This window comes from Acinetobacter lwoffii (assembly GCF_024129715.1).
Classification (GTDB): Bacteria; Pseudomonadota; Gammaproteobacteria; order Pseudomonadales; family Moraxellaceae; genus Acinetobacter; species Acinetobacter lwoffii_U.
On sequence record NZ_JAMXXM010000001.1, the window covers coordinates 93,088 to 111,370 of the forward strand.

The 18,283-nt window shown below is 40.6% G+C and carries 18 protein-coding genes and 1 tRNA gene; 8 read left to right on the forward strand and 11 right to left on the reverse strand.

Translation table 11 applies throughout. The features are described 5' to 3' along the window. Positions 1 to 103: 103 nt before the first annotated feature. Complete coding sequence (locus NI462_RS00460; RefSeq protein ID WP_253158655.1) at positions 104 to 604, forward strand: DUF3465 domain-containing protein; 501 nt, start codon at positions 104 to 106, stop codon at positions 602 to 604. Between the two features lie 33 nt (positions 605 to 637). Here the strand turns inward: NI462_RS00460 and NI462_RS00465 are convergent, their stop codons facing one another. The 7 genes from NI462_RS00465 to NI462_RS00495 all read right to left on the reverse strand — a co-directional run bounded on the left by NI462_RS00465 (position 638) and on the right by NI462_RS00495 (position 6,724). Further along, positions 638 to 1,093, reverse strand: coding sequence for an Mpo1 family 2-hydroxy fatty acid dioxygenase (locus NI462_RS00465; protein WP_005106461.1), 456 nt, complete (start codon positions 1,091 to 1,093; stop codon positions 638 to 640). A gap of 241 nt (positions 1,094 to 1,334) precedes the next feature. Further along, positions 1,335 to 1,949: a septal ring lytic transglycosylase RlpA family protein gene (locus NI462_RS00470; RefSeq protein WP_004279046.1), complete on the reverse strand. Its 615-nt coding sequence runs from the start codon at positions 1,947 to 1,949 to the stop codon at positions 1,335 to 1,337. Between the two features lie 288 nt (positions 1,950 to 2,237). Continuing rightward, a complete protein-coding gene (gene mltB, locus NI462_RS00475; RefSeq protein WP_086044586.1) occupies positions 2,238 to 3,239 on the reverse strand; it encodes a lytic murein transglycosylase B in 1,002 nt (333 codons plus the stop codon). Positions 3,240 to 3,530: 291 nt separating this feature from the next. After that, complete coding sequence (locus NI462_RS00480; RefSeq protein WP_129716451.1) at positions 3,531 to 4,184, reverse strand: hypothetical protein; 654 nt, start codon at positions 4,182 to 4,184, stop codon at positions 3,531 to 3,533. Between the two features lie 19 nt (positions 4,185 to 4,203). Next, a complete protein-coding gene (queF, locus tag NI462_RS00485; protein ID WP_004279042.1) occupies positions 4,204 to 5,019 on the reverse strand; it encodes an NADPH-dependent 7-cyano-7-deazaguanine reductase QueF in 816 nt (271 codons plus the stop codon). After that, complete coding sequence (locus NI462_RS00490; RefSeq protein ID WP_004279041.1) at positions 5,019 to 5,792, reverse strand: ABC transporter permease; 774 nt, start codon at positions 5,790 to 5,792, stop codon at positions 5,019 to 5,021. The genes queF and NI462_RS00490 overlap by 1 nt, the downstream gene beginning before the upstream one ends. After that, positions 5,789 to 6,724, reverse strand: coding sequence for an ABC transporter ATP-binding protein (locus tag NI462_RS00495; RefSeq protein ID WP_004645601.1), 936 nt, complete (start codon positions 6,722 to 6,724; stop codon positions 5,789 to 5,791). Before NI462_RS00495 ends, NI462_RS00490 begins: the two co-directional genes overlap by 4 nt. A gap of 190 nt (positions 6,725 to 6,914) precedes the next feature. Between NI462_RS00495 and NI462_RS00500 the strand changes: the two genes are divergently transcribed. Then, positions 6,915 to 6,990, forward strand: a tRNA-Arg gene (locus NI462_RS00500). A gap of 35 nt (positions 6,991 to 7,025) precedes the next feature. Here NI462_RS00500 and NI462_RS00505 read toward each other — a convergent pair. Beyond that, a complete protein-coding gene (locus NI462_RS00505; RefSeq protein ID WP_253158657.1) occupies positions 7,026 to 8,597 on the reverse strand; it encodes a sensor domain-containing diguanylate cyclase in 1,572 nt (523 codons plus the stop codon). Positions 8,598 to 9,590: 993 nt separating this feature from the next. Between NI462_RS00505 and NI462_RS00510 the strand changes: the two genes are divergently transcribed. Then, the gene (locus NI462_RS00510) at positions 9,591 to 9,809 is read left to right on the forward strand and encodes a hypothetical protein (protein ID WP_184413530.1); all 219 of its coding nucleotides are present in this window, start codon (positions 9,591 to 9,593) and stop codon (positions 9,807 to 9,809) included. A gap of 252 nt (positions 9,810 to 10,061) precedes the next feature. Here the strand turns inward: NI462_RS00510 and NI462_RS00515 are convergent, their stop codons facing one another. From NI462_RS00515 to NI462_RS00525, 3 genes are all read right to left on the reverse strand, one after another. Beyond that, complete coding sequence (locus NI462_RS00515; protein ID WP_253158659.1) at positions 10,062 to 10,412, reverse strand: hypothetical protein; 351 nt, start codon at positions 10,410 to 10,412, stop codon at positions 10,062 to 10,064. Positions 10,413 to 10,631: 219 nt separating this feature from the next. Beyond that, positions 10,632 to 11,279 (reverse strand): hypothetical protein, encoded by a 648-nt coding sequence (locus NI462_RS00520; protein WP_253158661.1) that lies wholly within the window; start codon positions 11,277 to 11,279, stop codon positions 10,632 to 10,634. 101 nt (positions 11,280 to 11,380) lie between these two features. Then, on the reverse strand, positions 11,381 to 12,079 hold the full coding sequence (locus NI462_RS00525; protein ID WP_004645595.1) for a DUF3820 family protein: 699 nt from the start codon (positions 12,077 to 12,079) through the stop codon (positions 11,381 to 11,383). A 332-nt stretch (positions 12,080 to 12,411) separates the two neighbouring features. On the opposite strand from NI462_RS00525, the gene NI462_RS00530 reads away from it, so the two are divergent. The 5 genes from NI462_RS00530 (at position 12,412) to NI462_RS00550 (ending at position 18,254) form a co-directional block, all read left to right on the forward strand. Then, positions 12,412 to 13,656, forward strand: a complete 1,245-nt coding sequence (locus tag NI462_RS00530) for an alpha/beta hydrolase (protein ID WP_253158663.1) — start codon at positions 12,412 to 12,414, stop codon at positions 13,654 to 13,656. Positions 13,657 to 13,810: 154 nt separating this feature from the next. Continuing rightward, positions 13,811 to 15,061, forward strand: coding sequence for a serine hydroxymethyltransferase (gene glyA, locus NI462_RS00535; protein ID WP_253158665.1), 1,251 nt, complete (start codon positions 13,811 to 13,813; stop codon positions 15,059 to 15,061). A gap of 505 nt (positions 15,062 to 15,566) precedes the next feature. Next, positions 15,567 to 15,971, forward strand: coding sequence for a nucleoside diphosphate kinase regulator (gene rnk, locus NI462_RS00540; protein ID WP_253158667.1), 405 nt, complete (start codon positions 15,567 to 15,569; stop codon positions 15,969 to 15,971). A 341-nt stretch (positions 15,972 to 16,312) separates the two neighbouring features. Further along, positions 16,313 to 17,104: a hypothetical protein gene (locus NI462_RS00545; RefSeq protein ID WP_004645592.1), complete on the forward strand. Its 792-nt coding sequence runs from the start codon at positions 16,313 to 16,315 to the stop codon at positions 17,102 to 17,104. A gap of 16 nt (positions 17,105 to 17,120) precedes the next feature. Beyond that, positions 17,121 to 18,254: a toxic anion resistance protein gene (locus tag NI462_RS00550; protein ID WP_005106475.1), complete on the forward strand. Its 1,134-nt coding sequence runs from the start codon at positions 17,121 to 17,123 to the stop codon at positions 18,252 to 18,254. Positions 18,255 to 18,283: the final 29 nt, after the last annotated feature.

Below are 18,283 nucleotides of genomic sequence, written 5' to 3' on the forward strand. Positions count from 1 at the left end.
TTTTTATGTTGATTTATTCTTCATTAGCAATTCAAGAATAGGATTTGGGTTTGGTGATAGAGCTCAGATCATGTATTCATCATTTAATAAAAAAGTTATAAAAATGCCAAATAAAACCAATCTGAGCATCGGTGCAGTCATTGCACTGTTGATTGCTGCTTATCTGGGCCTGGATCTACAACAATCCCAACCACTTATTCCATCCGCATCTGATACTACAACTGAAACGCTTGATTCAGAGCCTAATTTAGTACCCTCTCAAACGACTGATGATCTGGACCGAATTGCACGGGCGTTTCAACAGCGCCAGAGTGATCTACAAGTGCGTTCAAGCGGGCAGGTGATTGCCGTTTTGCCAGATGATCATGAAGGATCGCGCCATCAAAAGTTTATCCTCAAATTACCAAATGGCCAAACTGTACTGGTTGCACATAATATCGATCTGGCACCGCGTATTCAGAGTATTCAAAAACAGGATCAGGTCGAGTTTTATGGAGAATATGAATACAGTGACAAGGGCGGGGTGATTCACTGGACGCATCATGACCCTGCGCGAAAACATGTCGATGGCTGGTTAAAACATCAAGGAAGAACCTATCAATAAGGTTCTTCCAATTGGTTAAATCGAATATGGCGTTTAAACGCTCATAATTGCGCTGTTATGGCGCGATTTCCAGTTCGGTAGGATTTTACCTAAATAGGCATCCATGCACCAAATTGGGCCAATGAGGAGGAATTGGAGGTCTTTGAAGAACGAAGGCTTTTTACCTTCCACTTTGTGCCCATAAAATTGGCCAATCCAGGCTAAGACAAACAGGGCAATAAAGAAACCGGTACCGACTGGCAGAATCCAGATGAGCCAAGCCATCACCAACGTTAATACAGCCATCGCTACTGCCAAAACAAGATCTAGGCGTGCATAGAAGATAAAAGCCAAAACCAGTAGCAGGGTAGTCAGCAAAGCGCTGAAATGCGCTAGAATGCCAATAATCGAAAAATAGATGGTCGGTACGCAAACCCAGTGAATCAGCTTATTGGTTTTATTTTGATGGCTGTCACTATATTCATCGAACCATTCAGATATTGTTTTCATTCTTCGCTCCATTCCATGAACATGTTTTGCTTATCTGGAAATATAAAGCAGAATCCGGATATGGTCAAAAGTTAATCATGCAGGTGAAGGGATTTTATTAGGCAGGATGAGCCTACCAAAATTTTATTGAAAGAACTTTAAGATAGTGCTGAGCAGAGGCGTTTATATTCTTCTGTAAAAATGAGCACAATAAAAAAGCCACATTACTGTGGCTTTTGTTAAATGTGTTGCAGGTCAAATCTTAAGAATTTGGACCAGCGACACGTTCAATACTGACTTTTGCAGTACCGGCACTGGTAATACCTAACTGTTTCGCAGCACCGTAAGATAAATCAACAACACGGTTGCCATGGAAAGGACCACGGTCATTTACTTTAACCACAACGCTCTTGCCGTTATTGCGGTTGGTTACGCGAATATAGCAGTTCAATGGCAGGCTACGATGAGCAGCCGTCATTGCGTTCATGTCAAAGGTTTCACCGCTTGCAGTTTTACGGCCGTGGAATTGACGACCATACCAAGACGCTGTACCTGTCTGACTGAATTTACGTACAGTATTAGAAGCCACTGTATTCAGTTTTTCAATCACTGAAGGCTCTTCTGCAGGAAGTTCAATTTTCGCTGCAATGGTTTCACGGCGAACTTTATCGCCAGAACGCTCAGTGATTGAAAGGCTGTTCAAATTTGTGAAATTTGAATTGAAGCTTTGAGCTTCTTTATTGAGTACTCGCGTGGCAAGACGCGAATTGTCATTTTCATTGGTGAATGAAGATGACGGAACCATATCTGCCTGCGATTGCGTCAGCGTGACGATCGTGGCAATGGCCATAAAAGACTTCAAAATTGAAGAATGCATCGAATCAACTCCTAACAGCATATCTATTGGTTGTTCATAAATGGCTGAAAAACCATATAAACATGCCTGATATTTAACTTATGCAACTACATTTAACGAAATGGATAATATTCATGCCGGCAATACCCTGTCTAGTGTTTAATTAAAATAGTTAAAAAAAGAACGCAAAATAAACAATTATTGATCAAAAAATAATCAATATTGTAACATAATATTAAAAATGCTTAAAATACGTACAAATTAACCCATAAAAATGTTGACTTTCATAACTTGTATTAATTTTTAGTGTTAACGGCTGGTAATTTCGGTACCTAATAACCACAAAGCAGTGGCATACATACGGCTGCGATTATAAGTGGTAATCACTTGAAAATTTGGATAAGTGATGTAGTAAATCGGGCCATAATTCTCTTGTAATTGAATTACATTGACCAGATCCAGATCGTCAATTTTTACGATTGGATTCATTGGGCTGATGCCTTGCGTTTTTAACACACCATAAGGCATAGGTTGAGTCAGATCTTTGGCAATCACGGCATCTGGATTTGAACCGGTATAACGTGCGGGAAAGGCAATGGGCTGATTACGTTGCCAGCCATGTTGTGCCAGATAGTTGGCAATCGAGCCAATCGCATCTACCGCTGAATTACGGAGGTCAATATGACCATTGCCATCGTAGTCCACGCCGAATTTTGGAATGTTGCTTGGCATAAACTGCGGATAGCCAACAGCGCCGGCATACGAACCCACCACAGAAGAGGTGGCAACACCATCTCTATATGACCAGGCAATTAAAGCAGCCAGTTCATCCTGAAAATACTGGGCACGACGTTCATAGCCAAACCCTAAGGTTGCTAGGGCATCACGAGTGACAAAAGAGCCCTTGTTGCTACCAAAACCGGTTTCTACACCTAAAATGCCCAGAATGATCGCCTGTGGTACACCGAACTGCTGTTCAGCACGGTTAAGCGTTTCTGCATATTGCTGTTTAAAACGTACGCCGCGCTGAATGGTAGATTCAGCCAGGAAGTTAGTCTTATACGAATACCAAGGCTTACTTTCACCTGGGCGATTCATGATATTGATGATATTGGGCAGGTTACGCGTCCCGCTCATGGCGGAATCTACTTGCTGGGCACTTAGCCCATAGCTCTGCATGGCATTCTGCTTAAAAGCGGCATAAGAAGGGTGATATTGGAAATCGTTGGCCAGACTCAAACTGCTGAGACCAAATGCGGTAAGTGCGATTGAAAGCTGCTTAAACTTTTTATAAAAATCCGATTTCAACATCTTGCTACGATTTCCAGTTTTTTTGATGAGTTGCTGGCGATGTCATTTGAATCATGCCATGAAAAAGATTGATAAAATTTTTTCAATCGTGAGGCTTAAAGTGCCAGATTAAAGATAACATTCGGATGAATAAGAGACCTAGCCGCTTATACAAAAATAGCGATGGATTGGCTATTTTTACGGCAGTTTGTCTTATATAGAGTCGCTTATCTGTAACAAGCTATTTCACTGATCATAAAAAAGCCTGACCGAAGTCAGGCTAATTCCTCAAGATTTGTAGAAAATCTTGAACTATTCTGTATAGAACAAAGTGTCGTGATATTCGGCCATGGCGCGCAGCTCATCTTTATTCAAATTCAGAATGATTTTATCTGCTGCCATATTGATGGCCTTGATCACTGCAGATGCGCCAATATCTGCTGCCTTGCGTTTGATCATGCCAAGATCCAGGGTTTTATTAAAGTCGACCATAAAATGTCGTACTGTCGCTTCACCAAATTGCTTGTACAGGTTGCTGAACGCTTGTTTATCAATAGTCTGACCGGCTTTAAGTTCTGCGTAATGATGTTTTAAATTCGTCACCAGACTGGCATCTAGTGACTCACCAATGCGGAAATGTCCTTCAGGATCTTTAAACAGACTGCGCTCAGAGAATGCAATTGACTCTCTGACCACATCGTTCGGCGCTTTACTCAATAGCTGCTTCAGTAAAACCGCAACAGTCGACTTGATATAGCCAGCCAGTTTTTCCGCAGTATCACGTTTATCGCTGGCAGGAAAGCGACGCACCAGCTCGGTAAGAATCGCATCAATAATTTCATCATTAATCATTAATGCGGTTTTATCACGCAATGGGTAAAGCGGCTCACTTGAATTTTTGTTTTTTTGTGCAGTCTGAATTGTATTTAAAAGCTCTGCAGAAGGAATAAACCCAAAAAATGGCATTGTTCAACCTCAATGTTTTTTATTGTCGCGCTAAACGAATAGGGCGAGGCATCCATGTTAAATCCGATACACGGCAAGGGTTGATATCCAATCCACCACGGCGTGTATAGGTTGCGTAGACCATCAGCTTTTCCGGTTTCAGTTGCTGCCAGATATCGGCAAACATCTGCTCCACACATTGTTCGTGGAACCCATTATGCTGACGGTAGGAAATAATATAAGCTAAAATACTCTTATAACAAGGTTTTTTACCTTGATAACGTATAAAAACTGTTCCCCAGTCCGGCTGGCCAGTGACTGGGCAGTTACTTCTGAGTAAATGTGAATACAGCTGGATTTCACCTTCTGCTGCATCATCCGAATCCAAAGCCAATAAACTGGCATCTGGATGATTTTCTAGGCGCTCAGGTGTCAGCTCGTCAATGCAGATGCCTTCCGGCTTGCTGATCTCTAATTCATCGACCTGAAACAATTGCAGTTTAACTTCAGCTTCAGCCGCAGCAGATAAATCTTTTTCGACCGTCGTGATAAAGGCATCTTGAGATTCAAACTTGGCAAAATTCAGGCTATTGAAATACAGTTTTAAGGATTTGGATTCAATCAGATTCGGCGAAGACGCTGGCAAGCTAATGCGGCCAATAGCCACTTGCGGCACACCGGTTGAATTTAACCAGGAAATTTCAAATACATGCCACCAGTCTGCACCTTGCTGAATCGCTTCGACATGTGCGTATTGTTCACGGGCAGGCGCGCGCGAAATCGGAAACAGAACATCAGGCTGATATTCTGTCGGGTAATTGGTGTCTTTACCAAGGAGAGATTGTTCTACACTCATTATTCACGCATTCCTGAACCACGGGAGAGTAAATGATAGGCCACTGCATACAGCACGGCACAACATAAGGTAATCACGGTCAGTGAAATGGCAACATTGACATCGCTATGTCCTAAAATGCCATAGCGGAACGCATTGACCATATACACGACAGGATTAATTAAAGATAAATTTTGCCAGAATGGGCTTAAGCTCGAAATAGCATAAAACACACCACCTAAATAGGTCAGTGGCGTTAACACAAAAGTCGGGATGATCGAGATATCATCGAAAGATTTGGCATAGACGGCATTGATAAAACCACCCAAGGAAAACAGCAGGGAAGTAATCAAGACTGTATATATAGTCACAAACCAGTTGGTGATGTATAAATCGGCAAAAAATAAGCTCACGGCACTGACAATAATCGCAACTAATATGCCACGAATCACACCACCCAATACATGACCCCATAAAATGGCATGCATCGGTACAGGACTCATAATCAGTTCTTCAATGCTTTTTTGAAATTTTGAGCTGAAGAAACTAGATGAGACGTTGGCATAGCTGTTGGTGATCACGGCCATCATAATCAGACCGGGCACAATGAACTCCATATAACTATAGCCGCCCATTTCTCCAATGCGTGAGCCGACCAGATTACCAAAGATCACGAAGTACAGGCTCATGGTGATTGCAGGTGGCAACAGGGTTTGTGGCCAGATGCGCATAAAGCGACGCACTTCTTTATAGATAATGGTATATAAAGCTACGCTGAGCTGATTAATGTTCATTGCGCAGCTCCATCCAGATTTTTCTCGACCATTTTCACAAAAAGTTCTTCCAGACGGTTGGATTTATTGCGCATACTGCGTACCTGAATATTTTGTGATTCCAGCAATTGGAACAGATCATTCATGGTATGTGCCTTGTCCATGGTGATTTCTAAAGTCATCGGATCGATCAGGTTAAAACGCACGCCGATGATATCCAGATGCAAAGGTTCAATCGGTTCGGCCAGATCAAAAATAAACGATTCTTCATTGAGCTGACTCAGGAAGCTTTTCATGGTGGTGTCTTCTTTAATCACACCGCGATCAATAATCGCAATACGGCGACACAGCATTTCTGCTTCTTCTAGATAATGTGTGGTCAGAATGATGGAAGTGCCTTTTTCATTCATCTCGTTCAAAAATTCCCACATCGAACGACGCAACTCGATATCAACACCAGCCGTCGGTTCATCCAGAATCAGCAGTTTCGGTTCGTGCATCATGGCACGCGCGATCATCAGGCGACGTTTCATCCCGCCGGATAACATGCGGGCCTGAGTGGCACGCTTTTCCCATAAACCCAGTTTGGTCAGATAAAGCTCCGCCCGTTCCTGTGCAATTTTTTTAGGAATGCCGTAATAGCCTGCCTGAGTCACCAAAATATCAAAGGTTTTTTCAAACTGGGCAAAGTTGAATTCCTGAGGTACTACACCTAGGCACTGTTTGGCCTGGGAAGGGTGGGTATCCAGATTATGACCAAAAATTTCGACTGTACCGGAGGTTTTTTTTGTTAATGAGCTGATAATACCGATGGTAGTAGATTTTCCTGCGCCATTAGGCCCCAATAGCGCATAAAATTCACCTTCTGGTACATTTAAGTTAATCCCTTTCAATGCCTGAAAGCCATTGCGATAGGTCTTTGACACATCCCTTAAGATCAGTGCATCAGTCATGAATATCTCAAATGGTGAAAAGTTGAGATATTGTGAGTGATCTCGCAAAATAAGCCAAGTGATTCACATGCAATTCTGTGTTGCTGTTTTGGAACATTGTATAAAGCTTAAGCATAAAAATGATGAAGTTAGAGATAGTTGCTTTACCTTATGCTTTTTTTTGTTATGATGTGCGCGATCCAAAAAAGATGCGCTCATAGCTCAACTGGATAGAGTACAGGTCTCCGAAGCCTGTGGCGTGGGTTCGAGTCCCGCTGAGCGCACCATTTATTTAAACTATAAAACTGAAAAATAAATCAAATTAGTATCGCACACAGTTGCGGCCATCATCTTTCGCCCGATAAAGATTGTTATCGGCAATTTTCAAAACGTCTAGAATATTTTTAGAACTGTCTGGCCAAGAAGCAATCCCAATCGAAATGCTAATGTGACCTATATTCTGAATCTCTTTACCTGCAATCTCTTTTCTGAACCTTTCCGCACTTTCATACACTTCAGTGAGATTGCTGTTCGGTATAATAATGATAAATTCTTCACCGCCATAACGGCAGCAAATATCATCTTTACGAAATTTTTGCTGCATCGTCTTGGCAATATGCTTTAAGACAACATCACCTTGATCATGACCATAATTGTCATTCACGTTTTTAAAGTGATCCACATCCATCAGAAGTACTGAAAACGGGATGTTCATTTTCATGTTTTGAGTCATGACGTAATTTAAACCACGACGATTCATCAAGCCGGTTAAAGGATCCGTATTAATATGATGATCCATCTTGCTCATTTGTTGTGAAAATTTGCGAACAGTGAGCAGTAGGGCTAACTTGAATTTTGTGACCTCATAGTACCAAGGCTGGATATTCTTAATTTTTGAACCGATTTCTGCCTGATTCAGTAAACTCGCCATATCTGCCAGTTGATTCAACGGGGCCGAGATAGAGTCAGACAGTCGCCATACAATATAAAAAACAAGCAGATAAAATAAAAAGAATCCTGCGGCTAATTTATAAAGGATAGAATTTGCCTGTTTAAGTAAATCATGGGTGGGTTGTTGGGAAACCACGATCCAGTTTGAAGTCGGAATATGAGAAAAACCCGCCAGATTATCAGTGCCCTGGCTATTGATTAAACGAATTTGACCATTTTTATGCGCATGCATATATTCCAGACCAGTATTATTGCTGGCCAATTGACCGATTCTTTCACGATCGGGATGGAAAATAATTTTATTTTCATTGTTAATCACATACATATAACTATTCTTATAATTTTTATAAGTGGTTAGAAGCTGATTAATTACATTTTTTTCTTTTAAATAAATCGCTGAACCGATGAAGCCCTGATAGTGATTTGACTTGTCAAAAATAGGTTGAGAAATAAACACAATCATGTTTTTTTGCACAGAAAAATAGGGTGAAGATATATAAGTCGATTTTTTATGAAGAGAGTCACTAATCCCTTGAGTATGTTGTATTTTGCTTTTATCAATATGCAAAATATTAGGGGAAAAGTTTATCAGTCTGCCTTGGGTGTCACTGATCACAACACTGTTATAGTGTTCAGACTGATATTTTAATTTATTGACCTCGGCTTCTCTTAGCTCATTGTTATTAAAGTCTTGACCTAATATCTTGGCGCTATAGTCCAGTTCAAGAAGCATATTTCTAAAATGGTTGTCTGTGCTTAATGCAATTTTATGTGCATAATCAGAGTTTAAGGCAAGAGAGTTGTCGATTAACTGATTTTTTACGATCTGATAGCTAATAATGAGAGAAATAATAAAAAGGCTAGATACACTAAAAATAGCCAATAAAAGTATTAACTGCCTTAAATTGAGATCAAGGTGTTTCCTAAAATTATTAGCTGACATAAAAAATTAGATATATCTCGATGTATTTATGAGCATTGTATTGCATTTATATTCAATGTTTAAGGTTGATCTAAAATTAAATTTCTATTAAGTGGGAGTTTTTATTTCGATCAAATTTAGAGTTTATAGATCGATTGCCTGTAAATAGGGTAGCTTTGAAAAGCTGAGTAGGGTTCTGAATATTTAACTATGCTACAAATAAAAATAGGGTATTTAACGTTCAGAAAATCTATTCAATAATTTTGATCTGTCCATCTCAATGATTAAGTACTCAGACAAAAATATGGTTAATTGACCTTGATCGGAGATTAAATTGTCGCCAATTTTTTTAAAGATAACCTTTTAAAATTCGTAGTATAGATTCTATGACAGTAGTTTCTTTAAATAGTGCGTCCTTTTCCGGAAGTATTTTTTTATAAAAAATCATATTCCAGTTTAAATTTTGAAGTGCTCATTAGAGGTTGTGAAGGAAAGTATTAAACCTGCTATTCAATAGAAAGTTGAATGTTTAATCAATTATTTTTCTAAAAATCAATACATTAAAGAAAGATGATATGAATACAAAATTCTTCGTAAGATAAGCCAGAAATATTCTAATCTGCTTTATAAAAATAACAATTGAAATCTTGTATATGACTTCTTTTAGAAGTGTAAAAGGGTATTGTCGGTTAAAAAAATACTGCTATATTGAACTCATGGTAGGTCGTAAAACCAATAAGACGCTACCGATAAGTTGGACGGATCAATGACAGTTAGTTGAGTTTGATGTTTATCACCAGACAATAAATCTAGCACTAGCCATCCAACACAGAGCTCGCAGAAATGCGAGCTTTTTTAATGTCTGCGCAATTCATTCAGTGTAATATTTTTTTCTTATAATCCATCCAGATAAAAAAGTTTACATTGCCAAATTCGCTAACATCTTGAAGATTAATCGCTTGGCTAATTATGGTATAAAAAACTGCAAATTGGATGATGAGAGAGGAAGGAAAAATGTCAAAGATGATTGATATCAAGGTGAAAGATCAATTTAGCCAAGTGATTGAGGCGAAAGCTATGCTGCGTTCCTTTGCAGAGCACAGCACTCATCATGCAGCTGAGCTGGTCAAGAAAATTGAACATATCGTGGTAGATGGTGAAACGATTCTGCCGAGCATTGAGTTGTTGTTTGAAAGTCAGCAATCTTCAAATATTTATCGCGTTGTCGAATAATTTAATCAGTGAACTTCAGATAGGTAGAAAAAAATTGAACTTATTTATCCGAAATCACCGATTCAGCAGTTAAAAAACTCACCATTTAGGTGAGTTTTTTATACTCTGGTATTTGCCCGCTTGGATACTAATGTATGCAGCTATAATCAGAAGCTGATCCAATCTCTAAGAGAAGACAACGTGGTAGTGAGCCTTGATTGGCCGAAGAAATTCCCCATACCAATAAAAAAGTTCGCTAGAGTGAGCAAGTATTTAAATCTGTTTAAGCTGTACATCCACATCATATTTTTCAAATTCTTGCAAAATCTGCGCTAAAGTTTGCTGTGCGGTTGTATGCTCAGGGCTTAAAGAAATTTCCTGACGAGTCGTGCTGTCAAAACATTCAATGGCCTGAATCAGCCAATGATGCTCAATGGGACTTTTTTGAATCAACATACGGCGCGGTTGCAAGCTGTCACTGATCTGGCGGGGAAGCACGTAGGTAATCGCCAGTTGCACAAATTGCAGTTCTTCAACCGGACTTAAAAAGGTGATCACCCAATTGCCAATTTTACTCAGTTGCATGGGATTATCGAACGCATCGAATTCTAAATAATGTGACATATACATGATCCAATCGGATGTCTATGCTCACCTATATGGCGGGATTGTAATTCTTTTTCTATCACGCTTAAGTCGGATATTTCGAGCTTTAAATTTTGCTTAAATATAAATATATCAAATAACCAATTAGTTATCTTAAATAATTAACAATGCCTCATTGTTAAACTCGCTTATTTAAGAGTTTAAAAGACTAAGATATTCTTATTCAGGAGCTTCATTTTACTGCAATTGATCTAAAGCAAAATTAATCTGCTTCAGAATATGATTCAATTGTTGAGGAGCAATGCGACTTTCCTGAAGTGATGTGATCCATTGCATTTGGCAAAGTTTCAAACTGCGCACATCCGGCGCCTGTAAAATATGGTGAATTTGCTGCTTGGCCATCAAGCCACAATATTTTTGTAAGCTTTCCATCATCATATATTTGAGGTCTTCAAAAGACATGGGTTTGAGTTCAGGCAGCTTTTGTTCATGGCTTGAATCCGTTTCAGCAGATGGAGTGTTCTGCAGTATTTTTATGGGCTCCATCTTAGAGTTTAGATCTTTTGTCGCAGAATCCGCTGCTATCGATGAGTCCAACGATCGGTGAATCTCGGAGTGTGCCAGGTCAACTTTTGTATCTGTTCTCGCGTCTGCTTGCTTTTGACTGAAGGCTACCTCGCCAGTTTCAGCCGGAACGATTAAATCCATGGCATAAAGTTGATCTAAGAGTTCGGCAGGAGCAAGCTGCTGCTTTAAGCCATCATTTAATAAGTTGAAATCCTGGCTGCCGATCAGAACCAATAAGCGGCGTTGGCGTGCGGTCAGTGGGATGGAGCGATCCTGTAGCACCTCGATCCCACGTTGAGTTTTATAAAAATGCATCATAACTGAATAGATGGTTGCTTAAATTCAGCTAGAGCATAGTCTGTGAAAATTACATTAATATGAAGTATTTATTAAAATACAGAGGTTTATTTTGATAAATTCTATAATGTCGTGATCGCCGTATTTTCAAGTGCCTTACGTAAATAAGGATCGAGTTCATCCTGACGCAGCAACCATTGCACATAGTCAGCAGGTAGCTCTGCAATAGCGGTGCCGCGATGTTTACCAAAATTAATCGTACGTGGAATTCGGGCATCTTCAGAAGCATCGAATAATTCCTGCATACTGTTGATTTTTAAATGATGCACAATATGCATTAAAATATTGGCCGTTAAAATAATATCCATATCGGCACGATGCGCTTTACGGATCATTTCACGCGCTCTTTCGCTGCCTTTGGTGATCATATAAATCAGGGCAGAAATATTGTGTGCTTCCGCATCTGGCCAGACCCGACGTGCTAAAGCCAGTGTACAAATCGCCTTGATTTTTGAAGTATCTACACCACATTTTTCGATGGCACGGACGTCATAATCAATATTATGGCCGATCATGTAGACGGTTTCATCAGGCAGGCGAAAGGTACTGTAATGCGGCTGACCTTCCAGATCCGATTCCAGAATATGATGCACGGCCATGGCAGCAAAAGAAATAGCTTCGTCACATGAGTAGAGCTGATCAAACAGGCGGCTTTTATCCAGACTGATTTTATGCTCTACAATTTCGACAGGCGCATAAGCAATTTCGATGGGTTGACCATTTAAAGTATGCGTTTCGGTATCAAGAATAATGGCCTGCATGTCGGAAATGTGCCTGAAAAAGAGAGGAGAGTAAAATCTAACATTATTATTTTGCAACTGACAATTGAATTGCTTTATTTCTGTATTAATTGCAGGCTTTTTAACGTATGACGACTATTTGTATAGTTCTGGAGAGGAGAAATTCTCTATTTTAAAGTTTGTTGATTTCATAATAAATCTAAACCGGTGCGAATTTAATAGAAAAAATAACGCATTCTTTTCTTGATATTGTTTAGATAAATTGGGAAATTACATGTGGTTTTATCGTTTGTTAAAGATAAAACCAGAAAAACTCATTAGAGATGATAATAAATAAGATAAGGATAAGATCGATGAAACGTCAAGTATTGACCTGTACTCTTCTCACATTAAGTGTGGCCTTAACTGCTTGTAACGATGATAGTGATAATGATCGTTTTTACGAGTCCAAACCTGCTCTTCCTGTAAATGATATAGACAATCCGGTGGTGGCAACCCCGGTGGCCTATACTGAAACGGATTTCGCCGGGATCGCTGACGAAAGTGTGATCATGACTTATAAGATGTTAGGGATTAATGGTAAAGAAACACAAGCGACTGCATTGGTGTTCACCCCTGAGGGAACACCACCAGCAAAGGGATGGCCGATCGTCGCATGGGCTCATGGCACGACTGGCGTTGCTGACCAATGTGCACCAAGTCGAAATGCACTGAATCCTTTTATCAGGAATATGATTGCTGGATTTCTTCAAGCGGGATATGTGGTCGTTGCACCCGATTATGAAGGTTTAGGTGAGCCTGGTGGAAAAGAGCTCCATCCTTTCCTGAATCTCAAGAGTGAAGCCTATTCGATTACCGATGCCGTTGTCGCTGCAAAAGATTATTTAGGGACAGATGCATCTAGTCAATGGATGGCTGTTGGGCATTCTCAAGGGGGACAGGCAGCTTTAGGTGCTGCACAATATGCAGCACGAGCTGCTCAAATGACTTATAAGGGGACAGTGGCTCTAGCACCTGCTTCTAATTTTAGCCTGATTTTGTCAGGTGGTGAGGCGCAAGCTGGACAAGAAACCGATCTGGGTAAAAAGATTGAAACTTTGGCGTCTTTAGATACGTTCACGGCATTGATTACTGCCGGTTTACGTAATCCAAACCCAAATCTGCAATATAGCCAGATTTTTAAAACACCGACTGACCAGATCGCCAAGAATGCGGAAACTGATTGCTATGATGTACTGGGTAATAAATTTGGTGCTGCAATGGGACAGTATGCTCAAAATAACGGAACTTTAGAAGGATATCCGCGTACTCAAACTAACTTTATGAATATTCCAGTCGTAAAGAGCTTCTTGGAAAAAGATTCTCAGCCTTTACTTGTTAAAGTTTCTACGCCAGTGATTATTTATCAGGGTTCAGCAGATAGTACCGTTCCCAAAGCAGCAACAGATGTTTTAGTTGCACTCGCCAATCAGAAACAAACTTCAGTACGTTATATTACGGATGAGTCAAATGCGACTAAATGGGATCATGGTAGCGTCTATGCACTGAATATTCCTAATATTATTTCAGATGTAAAATCTCTAATGCCAATTCAATAACTTATTTTTATCTGAATGGCTCATGTTTTTTTAGACATGAGCCATTTTTATTGCAAACTGAATAAAGTTCATGATCGAAAATTTAAAACTTCATGCTACAATACGCGCCAATCTTAGCACGGCTTAAAAGCCCTAAATCAATAGGACCTCGCTAATGTTTGCCAATATCTCTATCGCTGAATTTGATCCAGAATTAGCTCAAGCAATCTCGAATGAAGATGCTCGCCAAGAAGCTCATATTGAGCTAATCGCTTCTGAAAACTACTGCTCACCAGCAGTTATGGAAGCTCAAGGTTCAAAACTTACTAACAAATATGCGGAAGGCTACCCAGGTAAACGCTACTATGGCGGTTGCGAGTATGTAGACGTTATCGAACAATTGGCGATTGACCGTGCTAAAGAACTCTTTGGTGCTGATTATGCTAACGTTCAGCCACATGCTGGTTCACAAGCAAACTCAGCAGTTTACTTAGCGCTTCTTAACCCGGGCGATACAGTTCTGGGTATGAGCCTTGCTCACGGTGGTCACTTGACTCACGGTGCAAAAGTAAGCTTCTCTGGTAAAACATATAATGCGATTCAGTACGGTTTAAACCCTGAAACTGGCGAGATCGATTACGAAGAAGTTGAGCGTTTAGCGCTTGAGCATAAGCCACGCATGATCGTTGCTGGTTTCTCTGCATACAGCCAGATCGTTGACTGGCAGCGTTTCCGTGAAATCGCGGACAAAGTTGGCGCTTATCTGTTTGTTGATATGGCTCACGTTGCAGGTTTAGTTGCTGCTGGCGTTTACCCAAGCCCGGTGCAAATTGCTGACGTTACGACGACGACGACTCACAAAACACTTCGTGGTCCACGTTCTGGTCTTATTCTTGCGAAAGCAAACGAAGAAATCGAGAAGAAACTTCAATCGGCTGTATTCCCAGGCAACCAGGGCGGTCCTTTGGTTCACGCGATTGCTGCGAAAGCAATCTGCTTCAAAGAAGCAATGGCACCTGAATACAAAGCTTACCAGCAACAAGTTGTGGTAAATGCGAAAGCAATGGCTGAAGTATTGATCGCACGCGGTTATGACGTAGTTTCTGGCGGTACTGAAAATCACTTGTTCTTATTGTCTTTAATCAAACAAGACATTACAGGTAAAGAAGCTGATGCTTGGTTGGGTGCTGCTCACATTACTGTGAACAAAAACTCTGTACCAAACGATCCACGTTCTCCGTTTGTAACTTCAGGTATCCGTATCGGTACACCTGCAGTAACCACTCGCGGTTTCGGCGAAGCTGAAGTACGTGAGCTTGCAGGCTGGATCGCTGACATCCTGGATGCTAAAGGCGACGAAGCTGTCATCAATGCGGTGAAAGAAGAAGTTGCAGCGGTATGTGCTAAATTCCCAGTTTATGCATAATTGCTTATAAACGGAAAGGAGCTCCCAACCGGGAGCTTTTTTTATAGCTGTAAAAATAACGATATAAAAGATGTTTGGCCTTGATCGGACTTGCATAGATCGATTTCCTTGCCGCAAGAGATTGAGTCATCAATAAAATCATATTGAGTTTTTCTCAATCTGGCTTAAAGTCTTTTATCAACTATTGGTATTTTTAAATGCTTTAAAAGAATGGATGCATTCGTTGCACACTTTGCTTGAAATTATTTACAGGAATTATTTTCAGAACCTGACACTTCAAAACTAATAGGTTATTGAGCTGAAGATCATGGTAGATGAAGCGCTTGAGTGAATCCCATGTTACTGTAAGGTGGTGCTGATATAAGCGCTGTGAATGACATCATTCTTTTTATTTAGACGTTATATGGATCGGTATCATTTGAAGATGGGTAAATCCTGTATTTAAAAATGCTGCTGGCGGTTGATTGATTAATTTTTCATTTATGCATTAAACAAGGTAATAAGGATGACTAAACCCAACATTATTTTATCTGAGCAGGATTTGCAGCGTCTGGAAACGATGCTGGAGAACCAGAGCAAGCTGAGCGAAACCATGATCCGCTTAGAGGATGAACTGGCACGTGCCGAAGTAGTTGAGCCAAAAGAAATCGCAAGCAATATCGTGACCATGCATTCACGTGTACTGTTGACGATTGCACCTTCACCAGAGCCGGTTGAGGTGACACTGGTTTACCCGCATGAGTTTAAGGGTGAAAAGGGACAGGTCAATGTGATCGCACCGATAGGCGCCGCCATTTTGGGCTTAGCGGAAGGTCAAACCATTGAATGGCCACAACCAGATGGTCATACGATGAAAGTGACCATCGAAAAAGTGCTGTTTCAGCCGGAGAGCGAAGGGGATTATCTTTAAGCCAGCGTTGGATCATCCTTGAAAGCCATAGCAATATGGCTTTTTTTGTATATGGATTTTAAGTAAAACCTGATGTTTTAAGCGTTTAGATCAGATTAAATAAATTCTAAAGTTCTAAATGCTTAAAGTTAAATAATTCTCAAAATGCTATGTAGCCATTTATCTCTGCAATTGGATTCTATTGCCAAAATCATCATTAAAATAAAGATAAAACATGGATTTAGTTAAAGTGATGTAACGAATTCCTGGATAAATATACACAACGCGGTCTGTTTTTTTGCTACATTCGAAGATGTTCAAAATTTCTTTGTTTCACTTTTTTAAAGGATATCGCCTCAACCATGTCGCGCTTTGAAGCTCTACCTGCCTTGACTGACATGATGCTTGATCGAGAGGAAATTCTGGCGATTAAGCGTAATGAGCTTGTGCCTGTACTGGATAATCAATATGGGCTGAATCATTATGCAGACGCTTTGATTCAGGCACAGTCCGTTTTATTGAATGGTGTAGATCCGCACTTGACCCAACAGTTAAGCCAGACCATTGAGCAATTGATTCATGCCTTGGCGGAATCTAAAAAATATCTGAAAAAACGTAAATTTAATGCCCTACAAAAATGGCTGGGCATCGATCTGGATTATGGCTCAAGTCAGGTGGAATATTATCAACGGCTGGACCGTCTGCTAGACCAGGCCGATCATTTAAGCCGTAAATTACAGATTGAAATCCAGAAATCGCAGTCGCGTTTTCAGCAGCTTTTGGGGTTGCGCGAACAGATGGCCAAGCACATTGTCGCAGCAGACGAGTTTCTGTCTGAATATCCGCTATTCGTCAAAAACCAGCATCCCTTGGATAATTTTTCAGAACGCCTCTCCAAGAAAATTAATACCTTACGTACCTTGCAAAGCAGTAATGACATCGCCATTACCCAGATGCAGCTTTCGCAGCAGCTTTCCTTTAGCCTGCTGGATCGCTTTAAGGAAGCACAGCAGGTCTTGATTCCGGCCTGGCAATATCATGTCAAACAAAGCCAGACGAAACACTCGACAAGTGATCTGGAAAAACTTGATAATAGCCGTGAGAGTCTGATTAAAACGTTAAAAAAATCCCTCGAGAAACCCTCGAAAACATAACAATATAAGGTGAACTATGACCAAGTCTGATTTAGTAAATTTACCTGTTGAAAGCTCGAATGAACTGGTCGAACAAAAATTCCAGCAAATGGACCTGAAAGAACTGGGCTTACAGCCTGCTGACTTTCAGGAGGTGCTGGCTGCACGTAAAGAGTTGCAGAACATGAGTCATAACAGCGTGGCTGAATATGGCAAAAATATTGCGACCAAAACTTCGACCTATACCGATGAATTACTGAATCTGGTGCAAAATAGAGATCTGGATGCGACAGGACAGAAGCTGAATCAGGTGGTACAGGTGGCTCAGCAGCTGAATACCAGCAGTATTCTCAATAAAAAGAAAAGTTCGGGTTTTTTTGGCAATATCATTAGCAAATTCAAAGGTGCAAAAGATAACTTTGATGCGCATTTCAATACCACTAAAGAGCAGCTAGATGTACTGGTGAAAGAGATTGAAACCTCGCAATCCGGTTTGAAAGCACGTGTTGATACCCTGGATAAAATGTTTGACGGGGTACAGGATGAATATAAACAGCTCGGGGTACATATCGCCGCAGGCCGTTTACGCGAACAGGAGCTGCAGCAGGAAATTTCCACTTTAACCGCCTTGCCGCAAGATCAGAGCACCACCCAGAAAATTTATGACCTGAACCATCTGGCCAATAATCTGGAAAAACGTGTCAGTGATTTACAGGTATTGCAGCAATCTGCGATGCAGACCTTGCCAATGATCCGGATTATCCAGTCGAATAACCTGATGTTGGTCGACAAGTTCTATGCGATCAAAAACATTACTTTACCGGCGTGGAAAAACCAGATCAGTCTGGCGATTTCGTTGAGTGAACAGAAGAACAGTGTACAGCTGGCCAATACCATTGATGATGCTACCAACGAGCTGCTGCGCCGTAATGCTGACCTGTTACATCAGAACTCGGTTGATACGGCTAAAGCCAATCAACGCTCGGTGATTGACATTGAAACGCTTGAACATGTGCAAAACACCCTCATTAAAACTGTAAATGATGTGATTCAGATTCAGAAAGAAGGTGTACAAAAACGCACAGAAGCAACCGTGCGTTTGAAAGCTTTGCAGGATAATCTGAATCATTTGGTGATTGAATCAAGTACCAGTGGATCCAAGCCCAACTAAATCAGGTAAGGCCAAAATCTGTAAGAAGG

What these genes read in the sequence shown, in the direction of transcription:
- NI462_RS00490 (WP_004279041.1), bottom strand. Translation starts at nt 5,792, where the DNA reads ATGAACATTAATCAGCTCAGCGTAGCTTTATATACCATTATCTATAAA.
- NI462_RS00550 (WP_005106475.1), top strand. Translation starts at nt 17,121, where the DNA reads ATGACCAAGTCTGATTTAGTAAATTTACCTGTTGAAAGCTCGAATGAA.
- NI462_RS00510 (WP_184413530.1), top strand. Translation starts at nt 9,591, where the DNA reads ATGTCAAAGATGATTGATATCAAGGTGAAAGATCAATTTAGCCAAGTG.
- NI462_RS00470 (WP_004279046.1), bottom strand. Translation starts at nt 1,949, where the DNA reads ATGCATTCTTCAATTTTGAAGTCTTTTATGGCCATTGCCACGATCGTC.
- NI462_RS00480 (WP_129716451.1), bottom strand. Translation starts at nt 4,184, where the DNA reads ATGCCATTTTTTGGGTTTATTCCTTCTGCAGAGCTTTTAAATACAATT.
- NI462_RS00525 (WP_004645595.1), bottom strand. Translation starts at nt 12,079, where the DNA reads ATGCAGGCCATTATTCTTGATACCGAAACGCATACTTTAAATGGTCAA.
- NI462_RS00495 (WP_004645601.1), bottom strand. Translation starts at nt 6,724, where the DNA reads ATGACTGATGCACTGATCTTAAGGGATGTGTCAAAGACCTATCGCAAT.
- rnk (WP_253158667.1), top strand. Translation starts at nt 15,567, where the DNA reads ATGACTAAACCCAACATTATTTTATCTGAGCAGGATTTGCAGCGTCTG.
- NI462_RS00530 (WP_253158663.1), top strand. Translation starts at nt 12,412, where the DNA reads ATGAAACGTCAAGTATTGACCTGTACTCTTCTCACATTAAGTGTGGCC.
- queF (WP_004279042.1), bottom strand. Translation starts at nt 5,019, where the DNA reads ATGAGTGTAGAACAATCTCTCCTTGGTAAAGACACCAATTACCCGACA.
- mltB (WP_086044586.1), bottom strand. Translation starts at nt 3,239, where the DNA reads ATGTTGAAATCGGATTTTTATAAAAAGTTTAAGCAGCTTTCAATCGCA.
- NI462_RS00505 (WP_253158657.1), bottom strand. Translation starts at nt 8,597, where the DNA reads ATGTCAGCTAATAATTTTAGGAAACACCTTGATCTCAATTTAAGGCAG.
- NI462_RS00465 (WP_005106461.1), bottom strand. Translation starts at nt 1,093, where the DNA reads ATGAAAACAATATCTGAATGGTTCGATGAATATAGTGACAGCCATCAA.
- glyA (WP_253158665.1), top strand. Translation starts at nt 13,811, where the DNA reads ATGTTTGCCAATATCTCTATCGCTGAATTTGATCCAGAATTAGCTCAA.
- NI462_RS00520 (WP_253158661.1), bottom strand. Translation starts at nt 11,279, where the DNA reads ATGATGCATTTTTATAAAACTCAACGTGGGATCGAGGTGCTACAGGAT.
- NI462_RS00545 (WP_004645592.1), top strand. Translation starts at nt 16,313, where the DNA reads ATGTCGCGCTTTGAAGCTCTACCTGCCTTGACTGACATGATGCTTGAT.
- NI462_RS00515 (WP_253158659.1), bottom strand. Translation starts at nt 10,412, where the DNA reads ATGTCACATTATTTAGAATTCGATGCGTTCGATAATCCCATGCAACTG.
- NI462_RS00460 (WP_253158655.1), top strand. Translation starts at nt 104, where the DNA reads ATGCCAAATAAAACCAATCTGAGCATCGGTGCAGTCATTGCACTGTTG.